Genomic DNA, 24,239 nt, shown 5'->3' with positions numbered 1-24,239 from the left:
CGAACGAGGCCGTACCTCAGAACGCCTGGTTGGCGAACGGGTTGAAGCTGGGGCGCACCACGACATTGAAACCGAATTCGGTGGCTTGGTGGCAGGCGTTACAGGCAGCGGTAAGCTTATCGTAATTCGCGATAAATGCCTGTTGATTTTTGGTTTTGACGGCTTGGTCCAGCGCGGCCAGCGGCTGGTCCAAATACTGCGCCAGCAAGTCCGGAATCGGTTGGCGAATATCTTTGTGAGTCGGATGGTATTTGCCGGCGTCTTCGATGCCCTCGTGCAGTTCGTCGACTTCGTAAGCGGCCAGCGCCCAATTCTGTGCCTGGCCGGCAAACCATAATTTGGCGTGGCGCGTCGCGGTTTGAGCCATGATTTCGCCCAGGCCGGGCACGAAGCCGGCCGCCTCCTGTTCATGGCGGCCCGGATGGGCACAAGCGCCCAGCAGGCTTGCCAGCGTTAGCGCCAGAATCGGTTTGGTTGGTGTCGCTCTCATAGTGATTCCCTGTTGGTGGATGGTGGCCGGACGCGCAAGGTCGGGCCGAAGCGGAACCGTCGGCGCAGCGGCGGCGCCCGGTTACGGCGGGCTGCTTTCGCCGTGCGGTTTTAGCAGACGCGGTATGTAATAGGCGGCCAAAGCCAGGCACAGGCCCAGCACGCCGAACACCACGCCCAGCCCTTTGCCGCTGCCGGCGTTGGCTGCCGACGGCGCCACGGCCATAGCCACTGTCAGCGGCATGTGCAACGCGCTGGTTTCCACCGGCGTGTGCAGATCGGAGTCTTCCACCAACAACACGGCTTGGTATTTGCCGGCAGTTTTGAAATCGACGCTGGCGGTCAATACGCCTTGCTTGACGACGGCCATCGGTACTTCGGCAATGGCTTGGCCGTCCTCGCGCAAAATCTTCAGGCCAACCGGTTTCTTCCGCACGTCCAGGTCCAGCAGGTCGACGGCGATTTGGGTTTTGCCGATCCGCGGCAGATCGACGCATTCGGCTTGCGGTATGGATTTGTCGTCCTTGGCCTGATTCGGGTCGAGCTGGTAGGCGGCAAAGTTGACGACGTAGTAGTCGTTGCTGAGCATGCACCCGTAGAGGTCGTAATTGCCGTCCGCACCTTTGCGATTACCGCCTAGCGGGACCGAAGCCTGGGCTTGGCCGACGGCGGCAACGGCCAGTATCAACGCGGCCAATAGTTTCATGGTTTGGCCTCCGTACTCGTCGCCGCGACGACGGTAAACTTGGAGATGCCGCTGACCACCAGCCCGTCTTCGGTAATCACCCGGTAGCGGGCGGCGTAAGGTCCGGGCGGCAGCGGTTGCGTCGTCGCCGTTAGCCGGTGGCGCTCGCCCAAAACCAGGCGGGTGTCGCCGTTGTCGACCCGTTTGCCCTGGGCATCGACCACGACCACCGACGGCGAGCGCTCGCCGACATTGCCGCTGAACCAAAATTTGACGGTGCCGTCGAAATTGGCCACCTCGGCGTTGTGTTTCGGGTCGGACTTCAGCAATACGCCCTCGGCAATGCTGGCCGGGCTGGCTAATGCCAACAATACCGAGACGGCTAGATTTATTAATTTAGGCATGGTTTTTACTCAGGGCAGACCAAAAAAACCGGCGATGAACAGCACCAGCGGATCGGACAACGGGTGGAAGAAACCCAGCGTAATCGCGACCAGGCTGATGACAAAAATCCGGGTCCAGGCCGCCAAATCCAAATCCTGCTTGCGCCACATCAGGTGAAACGCCAGCCAGCTCAACAGCCAGACGCCGATAGCCAGAGTTTCCTTGCCGGTGTAAGAGCCGATACTGCCGTCGGGGCCTTTGCCTTGCGAGCCGGGGATCCAGTAACCGTAGCTGTGCACCAGCTTATCCAGGCCGGGCGACAGCCGGGAAATATGGTGGCTGACCATCAAGGTCAAAAATGCCAGCAAAAGAGCCAGACTGGCTGCCACGACCGGGCCGGAATACAGCGGATGAGAATTCGATTCGGTTGGGTGTTGCATATCGGGTTCCGCCAGTTCAGACAAAGCGCAGCTTGGCCAGCACCAGGCCGACGACGAAGCCCAGCAGCAGGAAGCTCCACGACACCAGGATCGTGATGCCGACAAAGCGGCACAGGTCGCGGCGAGTCTGCATCGGCAGCCCGTAGTAATACAGCAGCGCGGTGGCCGACAGCATCAACGGAAACGGAAACAACGAGACGAACTCCTTGAACTCCATCAGCACGTTGTGGATGGCAGGCACCCGCTCCAGAATCCAGTCGCGCGGGCCGTCCTGGCCGCGGTAACGCATGTAAATCCAGTTGCCGCTGATCGCCCCGGCCAGGTTCAACAGAGTTGCGGCCAATACCCAGCGTCGCAACGATTGCAGTTGCACCTGCATGCCCTTGACCAACGGCAAGGCACGATGGGTCAGATAGGTGCCGACGGCCAGCGCCGAAATCGCACTGAGGCCGTGGATGCCGGCCTTGATGCTGTAAGCGCTGGGAAACCAGAAGTTCGCCAGCGGCAAACACAGCAGTAGTAATAAAGCGATCGCAACCTGGCTGCGCATCACGGTTTTGCCGAAATTGTCGTGCGTGTAATGTCCGGCGGACATCGATGCTCTCCCGCGAATAAACGGCCGTTAACCGGCTCTTGTCGAATTGGGCGTTGCCGCCGCTATCCCGCCGCGGCCGCTTGTGCCGGCAACGCTTGGGCTATAATCGCCGGTTCCTATATAACGATAATAAGAGGAGCCGACCTTGGAACGTTTTACCATCTCTCTCAGCGACGAACTGGCCGCCGAGTTCGACCAATGGATCGCGGCCCGCGGCTATTCCAACCGCTCCGAAGCCGTCCGCGACCTGCTGCGCAAGGAAATCGAAACCAAGCGCCTGGTGCGCGACGAGGCCATTTACAGCATCGCCACGCTGTCCTACGTCTACAACCACCACGAACGCAACCTGGCGGAACGCCTGACCAGCCACCAGCACGATGCCCACGATCTGGTCGTATCGTCGATGCACGTGCACCTGGACCACGACGACTGCCTGGAAAGCTTGTTTCTGCGCGGCCTGACCGCACGCATTAGGGCGTTTGCCGACAAGCTGTCCGCCGAAACCGGCGTCCGCCATGCCGCGCTGAACCTGGTACCGGTCAAAATGGCCGCAGTCAGCCACCAGCACGACCACCACGGCCACAGCCATTCCCACATGCATCCGCACAGTTGAACCGGCTCGGCAGCGCGAATTCGGCGCATGATAAGACATTTTATTTATTATTCATAATTTTTAAAATTGTGATAGGTGTCGTATGATTCGCTCCCTATTCGTCTTAACCGGCATTTGATTTGAATTCTTAAGGCTTTTTCCGTCGTTAAACCATGACATTACGCCGTTCCCGCACCCGATCCGAATTGTCGCCCGCATGGCTGCGGCTGCTCGGCTTCGGCTTGCCGTTACTGGCGGTCGCGGCCTTATTCGGTGCGCATTTTTTCGGCTTGGATACGTTGGGCTGGAGCAACGGCTTCAACCATCCGCTGGCCGGTTGGGACCATTTGCTGGCAATGTTGGCGGTCGGTATTTGGGCGGCACAATTGCGCGGCCAAGCCGTCTGGATGCTGCCGCTGGCCTTCGTCGGCGTGATGAGTCTGGGCGGTTTGGCCGGCGCGGCCGGTATTACGATACCCAGCGTCGAAGGCATCATTCTGCTGTCTTGCGCGGTATTCGCGCTACTGATTACGCGCAAGATTCGCTTCAGCAGCAAAATCAACGTGCTGATCGTCGCTTTCTTCGCCTTCTTCCACGGTTTTGCCCACGGCCAGGAAATTTCGACTTCCGCCAGCCTGATTTCTTATACGCTGGGCTTTATGTTGGCGACTTTGCTGCTGCACGGCGCCGGGATTTTGGTCGCCAAATTGGCGGTGTTGGCCGCGACTTTTCTGCTGACCGCGATGTTTTCGCAATCCGTATGGGCCAAAGCCGGCCCGGCCGAAACGGCGGAACCCACGGATGTCGCCCATTGGAGCGCGGACGCGGCGTTTTACTCCGCCAATCCGGCCGGCTACCGCGGCCGAGGGCTGGACGCTGCCGGCGCCGCCAGGGATTCCCAGGCTTGCACCAGCGCCGTGGCGAGCCATCGCGCCAACGCGGCGATAGTTAAGGCGGCCGCCGGGGTTTCCGGCACATTCGCTCATGTCGTTTCGGCCGCGCGTAGCGTATTGCCGACGGCGGGTGTTTACGGAGTGGCGTTAGCCGATTTGGCCGGCAACGGTCTGAGCGGATTCAAACAACGCTTTCCGGATATCAACCAGACTCCGGGTACCCAATTGCTCAGCAGCGGTGTCGGTCGCACCTCGCCGCCGTTTGCCGTTTCCGCCCGCCTCGCCCCGATTTTCTCCGCATTTCGCTGTATCCCCGCTCTAGCCGCTGTAGCCGTTCAGCAACTCCGCGCCGGTTCTTTCCGCGCCATCCCGAAACCAAATTTATTTACCTGCGCCGACCCGACGCCTGCTGCGTCGCCTGCCATGGTTCTGCCTGGCGCATTTATACCCCCGGCCGCGCCTGTTGCCGGCCAGCCGTCTGCGGCAGGCTCAGGCCGCACGCTATTTCAAAGTCGAGCCGATTATTCAGCCGACGCCGCCTTATCCCTGAACCATTCGCTAGCCACTTTATTCGCGGCAAGCGCCACCGCTTCCAAACTCCAAACCGGCATAAGACCGGTGTTAACAACAAAAACGACCGCAACGATATTAGCACTATGAGGACGACTATGTACCGACCACGCTCTGCCCGGCGCGCCGCGCTGTTCCCGAAAACCCTGTTGGCCGTCGGCCTGGAAGTCGCCCTCGGTTTGGCTTGGGCCGACGCAATGGCCGAGCCGGCGCCGGAAACGACCGATACGGCAATCGTGGCCGCAGCCGAAGATGTCAAGCCGGCAACCAAAGCCGCCAACAAAGGCAAAAAAGCGGAAAAGTCCGAAGAACTGGAAGCCGTGCAAGTCGAGGAAGACGGCCGCGGCAAAAATCTGATCGGTATCGCCGGCTCGGCCTCGCAAGGCGAGGTCAGCCAGAAGCAATTCGAAAACCGGCCGTTCTCGCGCAACGGCGAACTGGTCGAAGTCGTGCCCGGCGCCATCGCCACCCAGCACAGCGGCTCCGGCAAAGCTAACCAATATTTCCTGCGCGGCTTCAACCTGGACCACGGTACCGACTTCACCACCTTCGTCGACGGCATTCCGATGAACATGACCACCCACGCCCACGGCCAGGGTTACATGGACATCAACAGCATCATTCCCGAGTTGGTAAAAAAGGTCGAATACGGCAAAGGCCCGTATTATGCCGAGGTCGGCGACTTCTCGGCCGCCGGTTACGCCAAGATGTTCACGATGGACAAACTGGATCAGGGCATTTTGAAATTCACCGCCGGCTCGTTCGATTACTACCGGACCCTGGTTGCCAATTCGATGAAAGTCGGCGACGGCGATTTACTCTATGCCGGCGAATTCAACCTGTACGACGGCGTCTGGCAAGTGCCGGAAGACTCGAAGAAATTCAACGGCCAGTTGCGTTACACGCTGGGCGGCGACGATTGGGGCTTATCGATCAACGGCAAGGCCTACACCAACAGCTGGACCGCCACCAACCAGATACCGCAGGCGGCAATCGACAACGGCAGCCTCGGACTTTACGGCTCCCTCGACCCGACCGACGGCGGCAAAACCAACCGCTACAGCCTGTCCGGCAGTTTCTGGAACCAAGGCGACAATTGGAAAAACGACGCCAATATCTATGCGCTGTATACCGACCTGGACTTGTATTCCAATTTCAGCGGCTTTACCCGCGGCGCCGGCGGCGACCAGATTCTGCAAACCGAACAACGGGTACAGACCGGCGGCCATTTCGAGCATACCCGTTACAACAAATTGTTCGGTTTCGAGATGGATAACAGCGTCGGCCTGCAATTCCGCAACGACCAGATCATGGGCCTGGGGCTTTACGAAACCGAGGCGAGGCGGATTATGAACACCGTCAGCCGCAGCAACGTCGGCGTAACCACGGTCGGCACTTATTTCAAAAACACCACCCATTGGCACGACAAGGTGCGCACCATCGCCGGTTTGCGCGGCGATTTCATCAACAACGACGTCGAGGTGCTGGACAACCGTAACCAAGACCCGGCAATCAACGCCGCCAACTCCGGCAGCCGCGGCAAGGTTATGGTCAGCCCGAAAATCAGCTTGGTTTTGGGGCCATGGGCGGATACCGAGTTTTTCTTTAACGCCGGTTACGGTTACCACTCCAACGATGCGCGCGGCACCACGTTGCAAGCCAATCCGAACGATGGCAGTCCGGTGGATGCGGCTGCCGCTCGGATACGCCCTGCCGCCTGGTCGCGCGGCGGCGAGGCCGGCATCCGCAGCAATTACGTGCCGGGCCTGAACAGCACCTTCGCGCTGTGGTGGCTGGAGTCCAGCCAGGAGCTGGTGTTCGTCGGCGACGAAGGCACTACCGACGTCACCGGCAAATCGCACCGTTACGGCGTCGAACTGACCAACTACTACAAACCTTTCGACTGGCTGACGCTGGATGCCGACTTTGCGCTGACCACCGCCAAATACGCCGACAGTAATCTGTATATCCCGAACTCGGTAGGCCGCGTGGTGTCCACCGGCGCCACTATCGAAGCTCCGAACGGCTTGTTCGGCTCGATTCGCTTGCGCCACTTCGGCCGGGTCTATCTGGACCGCGATCCGAACACCAACGTCGATTATTGGTCCGGCGACACCAACATCGTCAACCTCAGCGCCGGCTACAAACAGAAACGTTATAAATTCGAGATCGACGTATTCAACATCCTCGGTTCGCAAAGCAACGACATCGCCTATGCCTACGAGTCGGCCTATCCGAACGGTTCTGCCAACCAGTTCGGCCTGTTGAAGCATCCGGTCGAACCGCGCATGTTCCGCGGCACGATAACGATCAATTTCTGAGGTCGGCGGCATGGCAATTCGAATTGCGGCTTCCCGGCTGCCGCTGTTACTGCTGGCGTTGGCAGCCGGGCGCGCCCACGCCCACCCGCCCGGACTCAGTTCGCTGGATCTGGCGCTAAAACCGGACCATATCGAGGCAACTGCCACGTTTGCGTTGCAGGATATCGAAGCCTTCGTACCGATGGACAGCGATCTGGACGCCGAAGTTAGCGACGCCGAGCGCGAAGCGGCCAAACCCGCCATCGCCAAACTGCTGGCCGAACAGTTGCGTATCAGCGCAGACGGTACCGAGCTGCACAGCCAACCCGGCCAGGCCAGTTTCGACGGCCGCAACAACGCTCAAGTGCAGATGGTTTATCCGGCAGCGGCGCAGCGGCAGTTACGGCTGCAATCCGGCTTTCTGGCATTGCTGCCGGACGGCCACCAGCAATATCTGACTGTGCGCAACGCCGCCGGTAAAACGCTGGCCGAAAAAATGCTGGGCCGCAACGACGACCAACTCGACCTGACGCTCGCCGCCGCCGCGGACACGGCAGCCCCCCAAGCTGCGTTCGCGGCGTTCGGCGACTTTTTCAAGTTGGGCATCGAGCATATCCTGACCGGCTACGACCACCTGCTGTTCCTGTTCGCATTGCTGGCGGTAACGCATAGTTTGTGGCCGGCGTTGAAGATCATCACCTTCTTCACCATCGCCCACTCCATCACTTTGGCCTGCGCCGGTTTGCGGCTGGTCGAATTGCCCGGCAGTTTCGTCGAGCCGTTCATCGCCGCAACGATCATCTACGTCGGCCTCGAAAACATTATTCGCGGCGACCAACCGCAAGGCCGGCATTGGCTGACCTTCGGCTTCGGTTTGATCCACGGCTTCGGCTTCGCCGGCGTGTTGCAGGAAATGAACATCTCGGCGGCCGACAGCGGGATTTTAGTGCCGCTGCTGGCGTTCAACTTAGGGATAGAAACCGGACAGATTGCCGTCGCGGCCTTGGTCCTGCCGCTGATTTGGTGGTTGAACAGCCAGGTCGCAACCGCCGGCCGGTTTTTGAAGGGCGGCTCGGTCGCGGTCAGTTTGATGGGCGCCTTCTGGCTGGTGGAACGAACCATGTTGTAACCGGCGCCGACCGGCGGCAGCGTTTTAGTCCGCCGAAAGTTTTACTCACCCGGCCCGCTGTGGCCGGGACCGATTTCCGATCCGAAAAAAAGGCTGTTACCAGCCAGGGATGGCTATTGCCTGCGATTTGGCACAGGCACACGCCGAGCGATTGATAACGGATTGAATTTAAAAAAGTTTTATTAAAACAACTACAAAAATGCTTGAGGAGGAAGGCCGTGGAACTTACCCACTTATTAGAAACCGTTCTGTACCAAATTTCGTCATCGTTATACCTGCCGGTATTGCTGATCGTCACATCGTTGGCGGCCTATTCGGTCTACGCCAGCGGCCGATTGCTGCAAGAATGGCTGGATAGGCGCAAGGCCGGTTCGCGTACCGTGCGCCTGTTCAGTCTGGATCTGGCGGTGACGCTGGGTAAAAAGAACCATTCCGAAGCGCCGCTGGACGTGGAGCTGGAGCTGTTGCTGCAAACCCACGAGCACCGGCAATTGGTCAAACTCGATCAAATTCGTTTTGTCATCAAACTCGGTCCGGCACTGGGTCTGATGGGCACCTTGATTCCGATGGGTATTTCGCTGGCCGCCTTGGCCGAAGGCAACATTCCCAGCATGGCCGGCAGCATGGTCACCGCGTTTACCGCCACCGTCACCGGCCTGGGTTGCAGCGTGATTGCCTATATGGTGGCTTTGGTGCGCGAGCAATGGTTGCGTGCCGATTTTGCGGCGATGCGGCATCAGGCCGAACTGGCTGCGAGCCGGGTGTTGGATGTGCAGGATTTGGCAATCGAGGAGGACGGCCATGCGCTATCTGAGACGCTCTAATCTGCACCGCAACAGCGAACCGCTGGAAGACCCGATTGCCGGCGTCGCCAACCTGTTCGATGCCAGCGTGGTGTTCATCGTCAGCATGATGGTGGCCTTGTTCATGGCTTACAACATGCTGGATTTGATGAATCCCGAATCGACCGTGACGATGACCAAGGAAAACGCCGACGGCACCATGGAAATCGTCAGCAAGAAAGGCTCGCAAATCAAGGTATCCAAAGTTACCGACCGCAAACTCAGCGGTTCCGGCGAGCGTTTGGGGACAGCCTATCGATTGAACGACGGCAAGGTGGTTTATGTACCCGAATAAACACTTTGGCCGGCTGTTATGTGTTTTGCTATGGATGTTTAGCGCTATGGCATTCGCGGAACAATCGCAGCTAAACCTGAGCCTGATTCTCGGCGACCTGGATTCGCAAACCGCCGTCGCCGCCACATCCAAACTGCAAAACGATCCGCTGTTGCAAGGCGTCAAGTTGCGGCTGTATTCCAGCTCCAAATTGGCGCAAGCCGAACAAGCCGAACTGCAACAGTCCAATCTGGTATTGGCGCAAATCACCGGCCGCGGCATTCTGCGCGAGGGCGGCGAGGTGTTTAAACAGATCGCCGCGCGCGGCGGCAAACTGTATGCGGTGGGTTTGAGTTACGACGCCGATTTCGCCGACTATGGCCTGCAACTGGATAAACAGCTGCAAGCCTATATGTCGGCCGGCGGCGCGGACAATGCCGCCAACATGATCCGATTGGCCTTGGCCAAATTCAAAAATATCCAGGCAGACATCGCACCGCCGCAAGCCCAGCCGGAAATCGGCGCCTTCGATGTACGCAGCAAGCAATTGTTTGCCGACTTCGATAGCTATCAAAAGGCTTACGCCGGTTATAAAGCCGGCCAGCGCTGGATCGCGATTTTGTTTTACCGCTCGTCGGCGCTGTCCGGCCAGACCGATACCGTAAAAACGCTGGCCGAACAATTGGAAGCCAAGGGCTACAACGTGCTGCCGGTATTCGGTTACCCCTACGACAAGACGCTGGAAAAAATGCTGCTCGACGGCAACGGTAAATCCCGGGTCGAAGCCATTGCTGCACTGGCCTTGAAGATCGGCGCCAGCCCGGACAAAACCGTGCCGGCCTTGACCTATCTCGGCGTGCCGGTGTTGAACGGCATCGCCTTGAACAGCCAAAGCCAGGTGCAATGGACCGAATCCGCAACCGGCCTGGACGTGATGGAGCGGGCCTGGCAAGTGGCCTTGCCGGAATTCGCTGGCGAAATCGCCCCAACTGTGGTGGCCAGCAAGGAAAGTGTGCACGATAAAGCCACCGGCCAGGATTTCGTCCGGGAAGTACCGATCCCGGAACGCATCGCCCGCTACGCCGACCGGTTAGATAAGTGGGCTAAATTGCGCAGCACCGCCAACACGGACAAAAAAGTCGCGCTGCTGTATTACAACTACCCGCCCGGCAAGGAAAATATCGGCGCCTCGTACTTGAACGTGCTGCCGGAGTCATTGCTGCAGATCATGGAGCGGCTGCGTAAAGAAGGTTATCAATTGGGCAATGCGCCGCAAGATGGCGATGCCTTGAAAGCGGCCGTGAAAAATCACGGCATCAATCTGGGCAACTGGGAACCGGGCGCGATCGCCGAGGCTGCTGCCAGTGGCCGGGCGGTGTTGTTGCCGATCGAAGATTACCAAAAATGGTTCGCCACGTTGCCGGAAACCTTTAAAGCCGCCATGCTCAAGTCTTGGGGCAAACCAGAAGACAGCAAAATCGGCGCCTGGACCGACGCTAAAGGCAAACACTTTTTGATCCTGCCGGCGCTGCAATACGGCAATCTGCTTTTAGCCCCGCAACCGTCGCGCGGCTGGGAGCAGGACGTCAAAAAGCTGTATCACGATGTGACCATGCCGCCGCACCATCAATATGTGGCGTTTTATCTGTGGCTGCAAAAAGGCTACCGCGCCGACGCGATAATTCATCTCGGCACCCACGCCACCCACGAATGGCTGTCCGGCAAGGAAGTGGGCTTTACGGCCGCCGATCCCGGCGAGATTCTGATGGCCGACGTGCCGCAGATTTACCCCTACATCATGGACGATGTCGGCGAAGCCTTGCAGGCCAAGCGCCGGGCGATGGCGACCATCATTTCGCACATGACACCGCCGCTGGATAAAGCCGATTTGAATCCGGAATTGGCGAAATTGGCCGGCTTATTAGATGACTACAACGTCGCCGCGCAGAAAAGCGAGCAACTGGCCAAGATCAGGCTGGACGAGATCAACCAGATCGCCGCCAAGGCCGGCTTATTGAAAGACCTGAAAATGGAACGGGCCGAAACCGGCGAGCAACTGGAAGAGCTGGAACATTACCTGAAGGAAATCCGCGAAAAGAAAGTGCCGATGGGTTTGCACACCTTCGGCAAGGCGCCGGACGAAGCGGCCAGACAGCGTTTCGCCGAAGCCATCGTCGCCCGCGATCCCAAGCTGAAAGGCGATGCGTTGAAACAAAAAGTCCAGGCCACGGCCAAACTGATTGCCGACAGCGCCAACGCCGAAATGAACGCGCTAATCGATGCACTGGCCGGCCGCTACATCCCGGCCGGCAGCGGCGGCGACCCGTTGCGCAACCCGGACGCGTTGCCGACCGGCAAGGATTTGTACGGTTTCGATCCGTCGCGGATTCCCAGCGAGGCGGTGTACAACGAAGGCGCGCGACTGGCCGAGCAAGTGGTCGCCGATTTCAAAAAGCAGCACGGCCATTATCCGGAGCGGCTGGTGTTCAATTTGTGGGGCGTGGAAAGCTCGCGCCACGAAGGCGTGATGGAAGCGCAAATCATGCATCTGCTCGGCGTCAAACCGCATTGGGACGAACGCGGCCGCACTCAGGGCGTGGACGTAATTGCTCGCGACAAACTGGGCCGGCCTCGGGTCGACGTCACCATCATTCCGTCCGGTTTGTACCGGGATTTGTTCGCGTCGGTGATCAAATTGTTGGATCAGGCCGAAACCAAGGCCCAGGAACAGGACGAGCCGGATAATCCGCTGCGCCGGCATATCCAGGAAACCCAGGCCGAATTGGTCAAACGCGGCTTGAAGCCCGAGGAAGCGCTGGACATGGCTTCGGCCCGCTTGTTCAGCGTGCCGTCCGGTGCTTACGGCACCAATCTGGACCGGGCGATTCCGCTGTCCAACACCTGGACCGACGAAAAGCAACTGGCCGACGTGTTCTTCAACCGCATGCACCACGTCTACGGCCGCGGCCATTGGGGCGAGGCTGCCAGCAAGGACGCGACGCTGGCGGTGGACCTGTTCAAACTGTCGTTGAAAGACACCGACGCTGTGATTCACAGTCGCTCCAGCAACGTCTACGCCTCGCTGGACGGTGACGACTTCTTCCAATATCTGGGCGGCACGGCGCTGGCGGCGCGGCAGGTCAATGGCAAAACTCCGGAAGTTTTGGTCGCCGACTTATCCGATCCGACCGCTGCCAAGACAGAAACCCTAGAGCGGTATCAAGGCCGGGAAATGCAGGCACGCTACCTAAACCCGAAGTGGATCGAGTCGATGTTGAAGGAAGGTTACGCCGGCGCCCGCTTCATCAACATGGTGGCGGAAAACCTCTGGGGTTGGCAGGTGACGGTGCCGGAAGCGGTCGGCGCCGAGAAATGGCAGGCCATGTACGAGACCTACGTCGAGGACAAATACCAGCTCGACATCCAGAAAAAGTTCGAGCAGGCCGACAACCTGCTGGCTTACCAAGCCATGGTGGACCGGATGCTGGTGGCGATCAACAAGGGTTACTGGCAGGCCGATCCGGCCGTGAAAGCCAAACTGGAGCAGGTCAATCAGGAAGTGATCGCCAAGGCAGGCGTGGCCTGCAACAAGGACACTTGCAGCAGCCCGGAGATCACCAAACTGGCCGAGCAGCAGGATGCGGCCAAGGCCGCGAAAGCCGCCGCGCCGAACGCCAACCAGCCGCTGGAAGGCTACGAGATGGAAGAGAAGAAAGTCGCCAACGACAAAGGCGAACAGCAACAGGCGCTGAGCCCGGAACAGAACTGGTGGCTGTTGCTCAGCGTGCTGGCCTTGTTCGCGGCCGGTTACTGGCGCGGCTACCTGGAGCGCAAGCAAGCCGAGGCCAAAGCCGGCGAGTAATGGTCAATTGAGCGCGACGGCGGCAGGCAAAGTTTGCCGCCGTCGCGCCGGCCAGGGCCGGCACAAACTTTCGAAAATCGGTGCATCAATACGGCAAAACCCGCATTCGATGTAAGAAGAATTAAATATTATTCCGACAAAATACGCGCAAACCACGCGATAAGGACACAGGAGGAACTGAAATTGTCTCGTTTACATAGTTTGGCTATTCTGGCGTTGGCCGGGTTGGTCCAAGGCCAAGCTGCTTGGGCGGCGGATGCCGAGGCGGAGAGCGCCGCCGAAACCCTGGAGACCAAAAAAACCAAGGACAGCGAAGAAACGCTGGGAGCAACGCTGGTGACCGCTACCCGCTCGGAAATGCAGGCGGCGTTGGCGCCGGCCAACGTCAGCGTGATTACCGCCGACAACACCGAAAACCGTTTGGTGCAGCGCATCGGCGATGCGCTGAAGGACATCCCCGGCGTCTACCTGCGCGGCAGCGCCTACGGCACCAGCTTTCCCGGCTCCAGCGTCGCCTCGTCCAGTTTTCACGGCGTCAGCGGCGCCAACCGTTCGCTGTATCTGGTGGACGGCCTGCCGGTCAACACCGGCAGCAACGGCAACGTCGACTGGAACATCATGAACATGGACGACGCCCAGCAGGTGGAGTACGTGCCGGGGCCGTTCTCGGCCTTATACGGCAGCGGGGCGATGGGCGGCGTGCTGAACGTGATTTCGAAGGTGCCGACCAAGCGCGAAGGCCGGCTCAGCATCGGCGCCGGCGGCGCGGCGGTCGAGCAATGGGGCATCAAAGGCCGTTACCGCGACCGCTTCGAAAACGGTCTGGGCATTTCGTTGACGTTCAACCACATGGATAGCGACAACTGGGCGGTGTCCGACTACGTGACGGTAGCGACCGCGTCCGGCGCGGCGACGACGCCGGTCCTGGGTGCGATCCCGACCACGACCAACCAGGGCGAACGCCGTTTCATCGTCGGCGACAAAGGTCGCCGGCCCTGGGAACAAAACAATGCCTCGCTGCATTTGTACTACGACCTGACGCCGCAAACCCAAATCGACGGCGGCATGGCCTGGAGCCGCAGCGAAGTCAGCGATACCGGCAGCTACAACAGCTATCTGACCAGGACCGACGGCACGCCGCTGGCCATCGGCGTCGGCTCGTCCGGCAACGTCGGCAATAACCTGAATGTGGGCGGCGCCCGGCTGAATGTCTACGAACAGTTGTTTCTGCATTCTTTGCCGTCGATCGAAGACACCCGCCGTTATTTCGGCCACCTGAAACACGATTTTGGCCACGACGTGAAGTTGAGTGTCGACTTCCAATACATGCAGCACGAAACCTATTCGCCGTTCGCCAACGTCGCCTCGGATTCGCTGACCGGCGGTACCGGCCAGTTGACGGTGACGCCGAGCAACCGGATCGACGCCAACGTCGCCTTGCGCTTTCCGTTTCTGTGGGAGCAACGCAACTTCCTGACCGTCGGTTTCGGCGCCAACCACAGCGAGCTGGAAGGCCAATCGCGTTATGCGCTCGGCAACTGGCGCAACTGGGATTCGACGACCGCCCGCACCGCGCTGGGTAAAGGCGAATCCAGCATTTATTCGGCCTATTTACAGGACGAATTATGGATCTTGCCAAATCTGATCGCCCACCTGGGCGTGCGTTACGACGACTGGTCCACCTCCGGCATGAACCAGAGCACCAGCCCGTCCTTTACCCGCATCTACCAGGAGCGTTCGGTCGGCCAATTCAACCCCAAGTTCAGCCTGACCTGGCTGCCGGCCGACGGCTATAAGCTGTTCGCATCGACCGGTTGGGCGTTCCGGCCGCCGACCAACTTCGAGTTGTACGGCAATACCCAGACCTCGAGCGTAATTACCGAGCCGAATCCGGGTTTGTCGCCGGAAACCATGCATTCCTGGGAAGTCGGCGGCGAAGCGACGCCGATTGCCGGCACCACAATTGCGGCCAGCTATTTTCACCACTATATCAGCGACCTGATTTACGCGAAAAGCGGCATACCGACCGGCTCGCTGCAAACCCTGACCGAACGCCAGAATGCCGGCAAGGCCGAAGTGGAAGGCGTGGAAGTCAAGTTGCGGCAAAAACTGTATTGGGATTGGCTGCACTTTAACGGCACTTACACGCTGAACGATTCGGTCATCACCGAAAACACCGCCAATCCGAGGATCGTCGGCAAGCAAATGGTGCAATTGCCGGAAACCATGTTCAGCGGCGGCTTGGACATCAAATACAAGCAATGGAGCGGCGGCATTATCGGCCGTTACGTCAGCCAACCGTTCTTCAACGACCAGAACCTGGACCAGGTTACCGGCGTGCCGGGCAGTTACGATCCGTATTTCCTGGTCGATACCCGTATCGCCTACCAGGCCACGAAAAACATCGATCTATCGTTTTCGGTCAACAACCTACTGGACCGGGAATATTCGGCGTTTTACCTGCAAGCTGGGCGAACGGTGTATGGGGAGATTTCATACCAATTTTAACCAAGTCAGGAAAAACCGCATTTGTGCTGAAAAAACGCATATAGGTTCCAATTCTCTCATTTTGCTAGTGGAAGCCTTAGCTTCTTCTGATTTTGGCAAGGATGCAGATTGTGTGGCTTTAAATGAAATTCAATTTTGAAGTGTTGCCTGTTAGCATGTTGGCTTTATTAAAAATACATTTTCTGTAACTGGTTGGATAGGGTCTCTAAAGAGAAGCGTGGTGAAATCATGCGCAAGGTCCGGGGAAAAAATACATCCCCTGAACTCGCCGTGCGCAAAATGTTGTTCTCCCAAGGTTACCGCTACCGGCTACACGCCAAGAGCTATTGTCAAATCTGGTGTTCAGGCCTTGATCAAGCGGCGATCTGATTGCCGGTTTCTAGCTCAATGCCGTCCTTGAACGGAACCCCGGTAATCACTTTGGCGAGATAATCAAATCCTCGCTGGCGTCGCCAGGTTTTCTCAGCCGTTTGTCCCAGTTTGAATAGCATGTGCAACATGCCATCGCGGGCGAGACAGCCTTTGGCACGCTTGGTGCGATGGCGAATAGTGGCGAAGGTTGATTCGATGGGGTTGGTTGTTCGAATGCTTTGCCAGTGCTGAGCCGGAAAGTCATAGAAGGCCAGCAGTTCATGCCGGTCGCGATACAGACATTCAACCGCCTTGGGATATTTGGCGTCATAGAGCGTGGCGAACTGGTCGAAGGCGCGCTCGGCGTTCTTCTGGGTATCAGCCTGCCATATGTCATACAGCGACTGTTTCATCTTGGGTTGCACCGCTTTTGGAACGCGATTGAGCACGTTGTTCATTTTATGCACCCAACAGCGTTGTTGCCGAGCGTTGCTGTAAACCTCATCCAGCGCCGCCCAGAAACCCATCGCGCCGTCGCCAATGGCGAGTTTGGGGCTGTTCATACCGCGCGCTTTCAGGCCCAGCAGCACTTCCCGCCAACTCTGCGTCGATTCACGCACGCCGTCCTCAATCGCCAGAAAGCGTTTTTCACCGCGCTCATTGACCCCGATGATAACCAAGGCACACAGCTTGACATCTTCCGTCCGCAGGCCACTGTAAATGCCGTCGGCCCAGATATAGACCCACTGATCACGATCCAGGCGACTGGTCCGCCAATCGTTATATTCCGCCGCCCATGCGCGTTTCAAGCGGGCCACGGTGCTGGCCGACAATCCCTTGGCATCCGGCCCAACCAGGACTTCCAGTGCGGCTTCCATCTCACCACTGGAAATACCTTTCAAGTACAACCAGGGCAATGCGGCTGACAAGGAACGCGTCTTCCGAACATAGGGTGGCACCAATGCAGAACGAAAGGTGGCGCCTTGGCCGTCTTTCGCCCGAACCTTGGGAACCTTCACCGCCACGGGCCCGATACCTGTCTGAATCTCGCGCTCCGGTTGATAACCGTTACGAACGACGGCAGCCCGACCATCGCTCAGCTTCCGTTCGCTGAAGGCTTCCATATAGGCTGCCAATTCAGCTTCGATGGCTTGCTCAATTAGCTTGCGAGCCCCTTGCCGGATCAGGTTGGTCAATGGATCGGCATTCTCTTCTCGACTGGACAGGTCGATTACATTACTCTTCTTCATCGTGGCGTATCCTTGGAGTTGATCGTTTTGTTTGGTCACAAATAATCAACCAGATACGCCGCTTCTCTTCAACTACCAAACACCAGATTCAGTTATAGCTCACACGCCAAAAGCCTTCCAGGTAAACCAGATATAGTGTTTCCGGGCCGTAAGAAAGCCATATTTGTGAATGGATGCTTTTGGCATTACCACGATTGTAAAACCGGCCATATTCCAAAATCACGGTTGGAATATTGGGAACCCAAATTAACTGCCCGGCGTGAACGCGATGCTGCGAACGTTGCCGCTTTAGCCGAAATGGGATGGAGCGTTCTTGTTATATGGGAGTGCGAAATAAAATCCCAGAATATTTTGGAGGAAAAACTTCGCGGATTTTTAGCGTGAAGCGCAAGCTGGTTGGGCTGGCCGGCTATCAAACACTATGTTAAGCCGTTAAAATGCTGGCTATTTTTAACTGTGGCTCACTGCGTTCTATGCCTAAATACCTCAAGGTTCCTCATGCCTAAAGCGATTTCTCTTTTTTCCGGCTGTGGCGGATCTGACGCCGGGTTACTTGCTGCAGGGTTTGAAGTGTTGCTGGCAAACGATATTTTGCCTTATGCCAGAGACGTTTACGTTGCCAACCACCCTGCTACTGAATATGTGTTGGGCGACGTCAGAAAAATCCAGCACTTCCCAGATGCTGAACTGCTTGTAGGCTGTTACCCTTGCCAGGGCTTTAGCCAAGGCGGCGTGCGCGACCCTTCCCGAAAAATTAATACCCTCTACCTTGAATTTGCCAGGGCGCTAAACCAAATCAAACCAAAAGCATTTATTGTCGAGAATGTCTCCGGTATGGTTCGGGCTAATTTCCGGCACCTGCTGGAAGACCAATTTAAGGTTTTCTCTGAAGTTGGCTATAGCGTGAAGGCCGAAGTATTGAATGCAGCCGATTATGGTGTACCGCAGGACCGGAAACGGATTTTTATTGTGGGCCTGCGAAGCGATTTGGGGTTGGAATACGAATTTCCGCTACCTACTCACGGCGAAGGGCGAAGCGAACCAACGGCAACCATTGGCGGTGCGCTTGAGGGCATGCCTGATTGGCCGGAAGGCGAATTCTACGACTTGGATTTCCACTGGTATTACCTGTCTCGCAACCGTTGGCGCGGCTGGGGCGAACCGTCAAAAACCATTGTGGCCAACCCTCGCCACATGCCGTTACACCCAATGAGCCCCCACCTTATTAAACAGGAACACAACGTTTGGCGCTTTGCCAGCGAAGGCAGAGCCCGACGCTTTAGTTACCGGGAGGCTGCTCGGTTGCAAGGTTTTAAGCGAGATATGGTATTTCCGGACACTATGGCCGGCAGTTTAAACAATCGTTACACGGTTGTCGGAAACGCAGTGCCGCCACCATTATTTGAAGCTGTGGCTCGGGCGTTGCCATCTGTTTGGGATTATTAGGGGTACTGAAACTTCAATGCTTCATCGACATACGGCATGTCCGATAGCTTTTGAAGCAGGTTGTTCTGCTCTGAAATTCTGAGTAACCTTAGCCTGTCTACAATAATCGCATCACCTATGTCGCTTTTATAAGCCCAGTCGCCATCTGAAAAACGTAAATCAAGGGGCAAAAAATAGTAAGTCGCCCATAGATGCATTACTGGAAAGTGTCTACGATGTTTTGCGGGAGATGCTTCTAAATGCTTAAATTCCCAGTCGTCTTTGGAACAACCACATTGAGCAAAAGCAATGGGCATTCCTTGTCTATCGTCTGCCATCGGGTGCCAAGCGATTAAGTCGATACCACCGTCTCCAGTATCACGCCTGTTAAAATCTCGTTCCTCGAAGGTTGGAACACAGCGCAAATCTTTAGCAAGTGCTTTCATTTTTTCATATAGTGTACCGGTATATACAGCGGCTTTGCCCGCATTAGCCCAAGTCGCCCTGACTTCTGAGCCAGAAGGCATCAAGGAAGAAAAAATTTCAAAGCATGTCTCTTCGAAGATTCTTGCGACTTCTGATTTCCTGGTATTTGTAATATTTCTCATACAAGAAGCAATTAGAAAACCGACATAAGCTATGTGGGCCGGACTGCCTGCATAATCAAATTCAATAGTGTCTAGATCGGCAGAAATATTGAATGGATAGAAATGTTCAAATTCTTTTTTACGATTCCCTGAAAAATTAATTATATCTCTCCAGCGATTCTCTAAATTAAACCCTCCACCCATATCACGGTTACATTTTTCGATACTACTTAATTCTCCTCGAGAAAAACATTTGTCTGGATGAAGAATCGCTCGTAATTCTATAAAGTCTGTCCAAATAAAGGGATCGGCGCCCTTCGGAGGCGTGTCTAGGTTTTTTAACAATCCTAATCCTCCAGTTTCTCTCTGATATGGTTACGAATTGATTTTATCTCGTCAAAGAGATCGATCGCTTTGTCTAAATGCCCGCTAGTTAAAGGTTTTGTTTTTGGCAGCATGTTCCACACTATCCTCGTGTTCTTTATTGCTTGGTCCAGCGCATTTTCCAAAGCCATTTGAGGTCCGTCAGTATAAAGATAAGCTTCCGAAAGCCTTCCGGTTTCCTCAAGCACCTCAATTGCATCGGTACTTTGAACGACTGCTGCCAAATCTTTTAGCTTACGAGATTCTCCAAGGATAGTATTACCTTGTTGGTCTTTGGAAAACATCCAAGCAAAAGCGCGCTTTAAATTTTCCTCTTTAAGGGCAGGCATTGAAATGTCCTTTCTGCTTTCCAAACCAAGCCAATTTGAAATGTCGTTATAACTAAGAGCTGTTGTTATTAACGAAAATTCCACATCTTTTGATTCGATTGGAAGGCCAAAAAAATTCTTATCTTCCGCTCGAATATATAGCTTTAACGCTGTTAATAACTGAGCAACGTAATCTGGTCGGCTACCAATGTCTTTGGACAAAGAGCGCATTTGGGCCGCATCATCCAAATCTGCATAAAATTCCTCCCGTAGCTGGGCTAGATATTTTGCTTTAGATAGCGAGTCCCATTCTTTGATGCCAGTGATATGCCTATAGCCAAGATACCTAAGAACATCGCGGCGGTTTTCATTAATCAGGCAGGGGAGTTGTTTGGGAGGTGTTACAGCGGCCTCAGATTGGATGGTTACAATACTGTTTTTTCTTCTGCTTGGTGGCGAGACTTCTCCGTTTAGAAGTTTGACAGCCGCAAGCCTACGGTTACCTTCGATCACGGTATACCGGTTTCCTTCTTTAATAACCAGTAACGGTTCTCCAGGGAAGTAGCCCTTTTGCCCAATGGATAACATAAGGTCTTGAACGCTTTCATCGTCAAGCATCTCTTCAATGACAGCCGAAACAGAGTGGGCATTGTTCAGCCGGTAAAAACGCGGGTTTTCAGGGTCAAAATCGATCTGATCTGTGTCGATCAATTCGACTTTTTGGTTAGGCATTGTCTACTCCAATGAATGTATTCTATGTGAACCTTAATTTAACTTAGTATTATCCAAATATAAGCTAGACCCTATATGAGGTTTTCGCTATTAGCGGTAATGAGGGCGAGGTAGTTTCGCCCCCTCTTTTTAGGTTTAAGGATAGCCCTGAATAAAGAATTGCGTGTAGCCAAGTAACAGCGCAAATGGCCTAACGGAAGTGGCGAAAGAGCTTAAAGCCCCATAAAAAAGCCCGCCAAGCTCCGGAACCTGGCGGGCTTTTTTGTTGGCGTTGTCCGACTTTAGTTATTCGGTTCAGTCGGTCAAACCGCCGACGCCTTCCACCGACCAGTTTTCGAAATCGGCGGCGCCTGAGGTGTCGTCGCCTTTTTCGTACTGAATCCGGCAAGCGTAGTGGCGCAATACCGCCGGGCTGTCCTTGCCGCTAATTTCGACGTCGGCATTGACGATGTATTCGTAATTACCCAAGCTCCAGGCGTTGGTCGGCTGCGCGGCGAACGCCAGATTTTGGTCTTCTTCCGCATTTTTCTTGATGAAGTTGTTGCAATGACCAAAGGCCATCGCGGTCATGTCGGTGCTGATCGACATCGGATTGGCAGCGTCTTTGCTTTCCACCAAAAACAGGTCGGATGCGGCGATGTCGTACATGAAGGGCAGGAAGAACTTGATTTGGATGGCAAGCAGACCGGCCAGACAGACGGCGAATATTATAATTTTCTTTTTGTTCATGGCTTAGGGTGGTGTTTTATAGGGTGTTTTTTCTTTGGATCGGCAGCGATTCTAACAAAGATCGCCTGGGCTAGGAAATTCCGGCCGGCGAAAACTAATTTACCTCGATTTGGCCGATGTCCAAGCGGCAGCGGGAGGAATTTCCTTTTCGCGTCAATCGGATAAATGCGGCCGTACTTAAGGGATCAACACCGCCGCCCCCTGGATTTGGCCGTTTTTCAATTGGGCCAGGGCCAGGTTGGCGTCAGCCAACGCGAAAGTCCGGACATGGGTTTCGAGCGGCGCCTGCCCGGCAATCGCCAGAAACGCTTCGCCGTCCTGGCGGGTCAGGTTGGCAACCGAACGCACGCTGCGCTCGCCCCACAAGATCGAATAGGGAAAGGCCGGAATCTCGCTCATATGGATGCCGGCGCAAACCACAGTACCGCCTTTCGCGACATGGCGCAGCGCTTGCGGTACCAATGCCCCGACCGGGGCGAACAGGATCGCCGCATCCATCGCCCGCGGCGGCGGTTGGCTTGAAGCGCCGGCCCACTCGGCGCCGAGTTGGCGGGCAAAATCTTGGCCGGCGCTGTCGCCGGGTTTGGTGAAGGCGAATATGCGCCGCCCTTGCCAGACGGCAACCTGGGTAATGATGTGGGCGGCGGCGCCGAAGCCGTAGACGCCGAGAGTTTCGGCGCTGCCGGCGGCGACTAACGCGCGGTAGCCGATCAGGCCGGCACAGAGCAACGGCGCGGCTTCGGCGTCGCCGTATCGCTCCGGCAGCGCGAAGCAGTAATCCTGATCGGCAACGGCGTATTCGGCGTAACCGCCGTCCAGCGTGTAGCCGGTGAAACCGGGCGCCTCGCACAGGTTTTCCCGTTGGCTCAGGCAATACCGGCATCTGCCGCAGGTATGGCCCAGCCACGGCACGCCGACGCGCTGGCCGATGGCGAAACGCTGAGCCAGGCCGCCCTTGGCGACCACTTCGCCGACGATTTCGTGGCCGGGTATCAGCGGCAATTTGGCTTGGTCCAGCTCGCCGTCGGCCACGTGCAAATCGGTGCGGCAGACGCCGCAAGCGCGGACTTTCAACAACACTTGCTTGGCCGCCGGTGCCGGCAAGGTGCAGTCGGCCAGGCGCAACGGCGCCCCGGCGCGGTCCAGAATCATCGCTTTCATGGTCAGGCTCCCAACGCGGCCAATTCCGCCAATTGCCGCCAGAACGGACGGCTATCGTCCGTCGCCGCCGGCTCGGCATCGTTATCGAATTGCAAACAGCTCGACATTTCGTCGGCCTGCAACGGTTCCAGATTCCGGCTGGCGTGTTCCAGAACCTCCAGGCCGGCTTCGGACGCGTCGTTGCCGGCGGCCTGACGCTCGCTTATCCGCCGGCGCAAGGTCGCGGGCTCGGCCCGGACCGCCACCAGCGCGAAACCGGCACCGAGCTGTGCCGCCAGTTCCCGAAACGGCCGGCGCTGGTCGTATTGCAGAAACGCGGCATCGGCGATCACGCCGAAGCCGTCGGCCAGCAAGCCGCGGCTCAATTCCAACAATCGGCCGTAAGTTTGTCGGCTGGCGTCCGCCTGGTAGATGCCGCCGCCGGTTGCGGAACGGCTGGATGCCAGCGGACTCAGGCCGAACAGGCGTTTGCGCTCGACGTCGGAGCGCAGCCGGATCCAGCCATAGCGTTCCAGCAGCAATTGGGCGACGTGGCTTTTGCCGCAGCCGGGCAGGCCGTGCATCAAAATCAGCACCGGCTTGCGCTGCGCCAAACCGGCCACGGCTTGCTGCAGATAGGCCAAACACTCGCGCTTGGCCGCCGGGTCGCCGGTTTGCGCCAGGCGAAAGCCGGCGACCTTGGCCCGTACCGCCGCCCGGTAACTGAGGTAAAACCGCAGCAGCCCCAGGCCGGCATAATCGCCGCTGGATTCCAAGTAGCCATTCAGAAAGCGGTAGGCCAAATCGCCGCGGCCGCGCTGTAGCAGGTCCATTACCAGGAAGGCGGCATCGTTGATCGTGTCGATCCAGCGCAGTTCCGGCGCGAACTCGATGGCGTCGAACGGGACCGGCCGGTCGCGCAACAATACGATATTGCCCAGGTGCAGATCGCCGTGGCATTCGCGGATACGGCCTTGTTGGCGGCGGTCGGCGATCAGGGCGGTGCAGGCGGCGTATTCGGCCTCGCCGGCGCTTTCCAACCGGTCGAGCATCGGCAAATCGGCCGCTGCGAGCAGCGTCCGCAATTGCCGGAAATTCTGCCTGGCCGGCGCCATCACCGCGGCCGGCGTACCGTAAACCGCATCGGCTGCCGCCGCCGGCAGCCCGGCATGGAAGCCGGCGACGGTTTGCGCCAGCAGATCGATATGCCGCGGCTGCAGGCCGTGGCGGCCGAACAGGTGGTCCAGCGTGTTGGCGACCGGGAAGCGGCGCATTTTCACGGCATATTCGATGGCCGGTTCGGCGCCGATTTCCGGCCGTTCGGCCGTGCCGCCGATGCCGACCGTTGCCAGGTACAGCGACGGTGCCAGGCGCCGGTTCAGCCGCAGTTCTTCGCCGCAAAAAAATCGCCGTTTTTGCAGGTCGCTGAAATCCAGGAAACCGAGATCGACCGGCTTCTTGATTTTGTAAGCGTAACGGCCGGCCAGCAACACCCAGGAGATATGGGTCTCCAGCACTTCGACCTGCCGCACCGGGTGCGGGTAACGGCCCGGATCGCGCAGGGCCTGGATTAGCGGCGGATAAGTTGCGGTCATTGCGGAATATCTCCGGGAGCTGCAGCGGGTTACGGCCGATTCTGCCAGATCGGTGGAATCGGGGCAAAACCGATTGCGCCGCCGGGCTTGTGCCGTATTTGCTTGAACTACAGCGGCTAAAGTTACGGGATTATTGAGTTTTCGACTATAATCCCGCCCCGTTTACGTGGCTTTT

At 57.2% G+C, this 24,239-nt stretch carries 21 protein-coding genes and 1 pseudogene; 11 read left to right on the top strand and 11 right to left on the bottom strand.

Annotation, left to right across the window (positions count from 1 at the left end):
* Nucleotides 1–16: 16 nt before the first annotated feature.
* The 5 genes from VXJ35_RS01160 to VXJ35_RS01140 all read right to left on the bottom strand — a co-directional run bounded on the left by VXJ35_RS01160 (nucleotide 17) and on the right by VXJ35_RS01140 (nucleotide 2,593).
* Complete coding sequence (locus VXJ35_RS01160) at nucleotides 17–490, bottom strand: hypothetical protein (RefSeq protein WP_064020150.1); 474 nt, start codon at nucleotides 488–490, stop codon at nucleotides 17–19.
* Between the two features lie 81 nt (nucleotides 491–571).
* Nucleotides 572–1,195, bottom strand: a complete 624-nt coding sequence (locus VXJ35_RS01155; protein WP_064020149.1) for a hypothetical protein — start codon at nucleotides 1,193–1,195, stop codon at nucleotides 572–574.
* The gene (locus VXJ35_RS01150; RefSeq protein ID WP_064020148.1) at nucleotides 1,192–1,578 is read right to left on the bottom strand and encodes a copper resistance protein CopC; all 387 of its coding nucleotides are present in this window, start codon (nucleotides 1,576–1,578) and stop codon (nucleotides 1,192–1,194) included. Before VXJ35_RS01150 ends, VXJ35_RS01155 begins: the two co-directional genes overlap by 4 nt.
* A gap of 9 nt (nucleotides 1,579–1,587) precedes the next feature.
* The gene (locus tag VXJ35_RS01145) at nucleotides 1,588–1,998 is read right to left on the bottom strand and encodes a hypothetical protein (RefSeq protein ID WP_064020147.1); all 411 of its coding nucleotides are present in this window, start codon (nucleotides 1,996–1,998) and stop codon (nucleotides 1,588–1,590) included.
* A gap of 16 nt (nucleotides 1,999–2,014) precedes the next feature.
* Entirely contained in the window at nucleotides 2,015–2,593 is a 579-nt protein-coding gene (locus VXJ35_RS01140) for a hypothetical protein (RefSeq protein ID WP_054761932.1), read from the bottom strand.
* Nucleotides 2,594–2,738: 145 nt separating this feature from the next.
* Between VXJ35_RS01140 and nikR the strand changes: the two genes are divergently transcribed.
* The 9 genes from nikR (at nucleotide 2,739) to VXJ35_RS01095 (ending at nucleotide 15,932) form a co-directional block, all read left to right on the top strand.
* Nucleotides 2,739–3,206 (top strand): nickel-responsive transcriptional regulator NikR, encoded by a 468-nt coding sequence (gene nikR, locus VXJ35_RS01135; RefSeq protein ID WP_054761934.1) that lies wholly within the window; start codon nucleotides 2,739–2,741, stop codon nucleotides 3,204–3,206.
* Between the two features lie 152 nt (nucleotides 3,207–3,358).
* Nucleotides 3,359–4,738, top strand: coding sequence for a HupE/UreJ family protein (locus VXJ35_RS01130; RefSeq protein ID WP_064020146.1), 1,380 nt, complete (start codon nucleotides 3,359–3,361; stop codon nucleotides 4,736–4,738).
* Between the two features lie 8 nt (nucleotides 4,739–4,746).
* Nucleotides 4,747–6,969 (top strand): TonB-dependent receptor, encoded by a 2,223-nt coding sequence (locus VXJ35_RS01125; protein ID WP_064020145.1) that lies wholly within the window; start codon nucleotides 4,747–4,749, stop codon nucleotides 6,967–6,969.
* 10 nt (nucleotides 6,970–6,979) lie between these two features.
* On the top strand, nucleotides 6,980–8,077 hold the full coding sequence (locus VXJ35_RS01120; protein ID WP_064020144.1) for a HupE/UreJ family protein: 1,098 nt from the start codon (nucleotides 6,980–6,982) through the stop codon (nucleotides 8,075–8,077).
* 218 nt (nucleotides 8,078–8,295) lie between these two features.
* Nucleotides 8,296–8,901, top strand: a complete 606-nt coding sequence (locus VXJ35_RS01115) for a MotA/TolQ/ExbB proton channel family protein (RefSeq protein ID WP_064020143.1) — start codon at nucleotides 8,296–8,298, stop codon at nucleotides 8,899–8,901.
* Complete coding sequence (locus VXJ35_RS01110) at nucleotides 8,879–9,214, top strand: DUF2149 domain-containing protein (RefSeq protein ID WP_036278116.1); 336 nt, start codon at nucleotides 8,879–8,881, stop codon at nucleotides 9,212–9,214. Before VXJ35_RS01115 ends, VXJ35_RS01110 begins: the two co-directional genes overlap by 23 nt.
* 46 nt (nucleotides 9,215–9,260) lie before the next feature.
* A complete protein-coding gene (locus VXJ35_RS01105; RefSeq protein ID WP_231914823.1) occupies nucleotides 9,261–13,055 on the top strand; it encodes a cobaltochelatase subunit CobN in 3,795 nt (1,264 codons plus the stop codon).
* A gap of 183 nt (nucleotides 13,056–13,238) precedes the next feature.
* Nucleotides 13,239–15,563, top strand: coding sequence for a TonB-dependent receptor (locus tag VXJ35_RS01100; protein ID WP_157198034.1), 2,325 nt, complete (start codon nucleotides 13,239–13,241; stop codon nucleotides 15,561–15,563).
* Between the two features lie 192 nt (nucleotides 15,564–15,755).
* Nucleotides 15,756–15,932, top strand: a complete 177-nt coding sequence (locus VXJ35_RS01095) for a hypothetical protein (RefSeq protein WP_082880758.1) — start codon at nucleotides 15,756–15,758, stop codon at nucleotides 15,930–15,932.
* Here VXJ35_RS01095 and VXJ35_RS01090 read toward each other — a convergent pair.
* Nucleotides 15,917–17,164 (bottom strand): IS256 family transposase, encoded by a 1,248-nt coding sequence (locus VXJ35_RS01090; RefSeq protein ID WP_064023311.1) that lies wholly within the window; start codon nucleotides 17,162–17,164, stop codon nucleotides 15,917–15,919. The genes VXJ35_RS01095 and VXJ35_RS01090 overlap by 16 nt on opposite strands.
* 90 nt (nucleotides 17,165–17,254) lie before the next feature.
* On the opposite strand from VXJ35_RS01090, the pseudogene VXJ35_RS01085 reads away from it, so the two are divergent.
* A pseudogene (locus VXJ35_RS01085) lies at nucleotides 17,255–17,548 on the top strand (very short patch repair endonuclease); the annotation flags it as partial.
* A gap of 114 nt (nucleotides 17,549–17,662) precedes the next feature.
* On the top strand, nucleotides 17,663–18,610 hold the full coding sequence (locus VXJ35_RS01080; protein ID WP_064023310.1) for a DNA cytosine methyltransferase: 948 nt from the start codon (nucleotides 17,663–17,665) through the stop codon (nucleotides 18,608–18,610).
* Here the strand turns inward: VXJ35_RS01080 and VXJ35_RS01075 are convergent.
* From VXJ35_RS01075 to VXJ35_RS01055, 5 genes are all read right to left on the bottom strand, one after another.
* Nucleotides 18,607–19,521 (bottom strand): hypothetical protein, encoded by a 915-nt coding sequence (locus VXJ35_RS01075; protein WP_064020140.1) that lies wholly within the window; start codon nucleotides 19,519–19,521, stop codon nucleotides 18,607–18,609. The genes VXJ35_RS01080 and VXJ35_RS01075 overlap by 4 nt on opposite strands.
* Before the next feature lie 2 nt (nucleotides 19,522–19,523).
* Nucleotides 19,524–20,600, bottom strand: a complete 1,077-nt coding sequence (locus tag VXJ35_RS01070; protein WP_064020139.1) for a ParB N-terminal domain-containing protein — start codon at nucleotides 20,598–20,600, stop codon at nucleotides 19,524–19,526.
* 294 nt (nucleotides 20,601–20,894) lie between these two features.
* Nucleotides 20,895–21,329, bottom strand: a complete 435-nt coding sequence (locus VXJ35_RS01065) for a hypothetical protein (RefSeq protein ID WP_064020138.1) — start codon at nucleotides 21,327–21,329, stop codon at nucleotides 20,895–20,897.
* A 177-nt stretch (nucleotides 21,330–21,506) separates the two neighbouring features.
* Nucleotides 21,507–22,490, bottom strand: coding sequence for a zinc-dependent alcohol dehydrogenase family protein (locus VXJ35_RS01060; protein WP_064020137.1), 984 nt, complete (start codon nucleotides 22,488–22,490; stop codon nucleotides 21,507–21,509).
* Between the two features lie 2 nt (nucleotides 22,491–22,492).
* A complete protein-coding gene (locus VXJ35_RS01055; protein ID WP_064020136.1) occupies nucleotides 22,493–24,064 on the bottom strand; it encodes a bifunctional aminoglycoside phosphotransferase/ATP-binding protein in 1,572 nt (523 codons plus the stop codon).
* Nucleotides 24,065–24,239 lie beyond the last annotated feature (175 nt).

Source organism: Methylomonas sp. DH-1 (assembly GCF_046097555.1).
In the GTDB taxonomy this organism is placed as follows: Bacteria; Pseudomonadota; Gammaproteobacteria; order Methylococcales; family Methylomonadaceae; genus Methylomonas; species Methylomonas koyamae.
This window is presented reverse-complemented; position numbering and strand designations above follow the sequence as displayed.

Bases quoted from the DNA above. Each gene is read 5' to 3' on its own strand.
- VXJ35_RS01160 (WP_064020150.1), bottom strand. From the start codon at position 490: ATGAGAGCGACACCAACCAAACCGATTCTGGCGCTAACGCTGGCAAGC.
- VXJ35_RS01155 (WP_064020149.1), bottom strand. From the start codon at position 1,195: ATGAAACTATTGGCCGCGTTGATACTGGCCGTTGCCGCCGTCGGCCAA.
- VXJ35_RS01150 (WP_064020148.1), bottom strand. From the start codon at position 1,578: ATGCCTAAATTAATAAATCTAGCCGTCTCGGTATTGTTGGCATTAGCC.
- VXJ35_RS01145 (WP_064020147.1), bottom strand. From the start codon at position 1,998: ATGCAACACCCAACCGAATCGAATTCTCATCCGCTGTATTCCGGCCCG.
- VXJ35_RS01140 (WP_054761932.1), bottom strand. From the start codon at position 2,593: ATGTCCGCCGGACATTACACGCACGACAATTTCGGCAAAACCGTGATG.
- VXJ35_RS01130 (WP_064020146.1), top strand. From the start codon at position 3,359: ATGACATTACGCCGTTCCCGCACCCGATCCGAATTGTCGCCCGCATGG.
- VXJ35_RS01125 (WP_064020145.1), top strand. From the start codon at position 4,747: ATGTACCGACCACGCTCTGCCCGGCGCGCCGCGCTGTTCCCGAAAACC.
- VXJ35_RS01120 (WP_064020144.1), top strand. From the start codon at position 6,980: ATGGCAATTCGAATTGCGGCTTCCCGGCTGCCGCTGTTACTGCTGGCG.
- VXJ35_RS01110 (WP_036278116.1), top strand. From the start codon at position 8,879: ATGCGCTATCTGAGACGCTCTAATCTGCACCGCAACAGCGAACCGCTG.
- VXJ35_RS01105 (WP_231914823.1), top strand. From the start codon at position 9,261: ATGGCATTCGCGGAACAATCGCAGCTAAACCTGAGCCTGATTCTCGGC.
- VXJ35_RS01090 (WP_064023311.1), bottom strand. From the start codon at position 17,164: ATGAAGAAGAGTAATGTAATCGACCTGTCCAGTCGAGAAGAGAATGCC.
- VXJ35_RS01080 (WP_064023310.1), top strand. From the start codon at position 17,663: ATGCCTAAAGCGATTTCTCTTTTTTCCGGCTGTGGCGGATCTGACGCC.
- VXJ35_RS01070 (WP_064020139.1), bottom strand. From the start codon at position 20,600: ATGCCTAACCAAAAAGTCGAATTGATCGACACAGATCAGATCGATTTT.
- VXJ35_RS01065 (WP_064020138.1), bottom strand. From the start codon at position 21,329: ATGAACAAAAAGAAAATTATAATATTCGCCGTCTGTCTGGCCGGTCTG.
- VXJ35_RS01060 (WP_064020137.1), bottom strand. From the start codon at position 22,490: ATGAAAGCGATGATTCTGGACCGCGCCGGGGCGCCGTTGCGCCTGGCC.
- VXJ35_RS01055 (WP_064020136.1), bottom strand. From the start codon at position 24,064: ATGACCGCAACTTATCCGCCGCTAATCCAGGCCCTGCGCGATCCGGGC.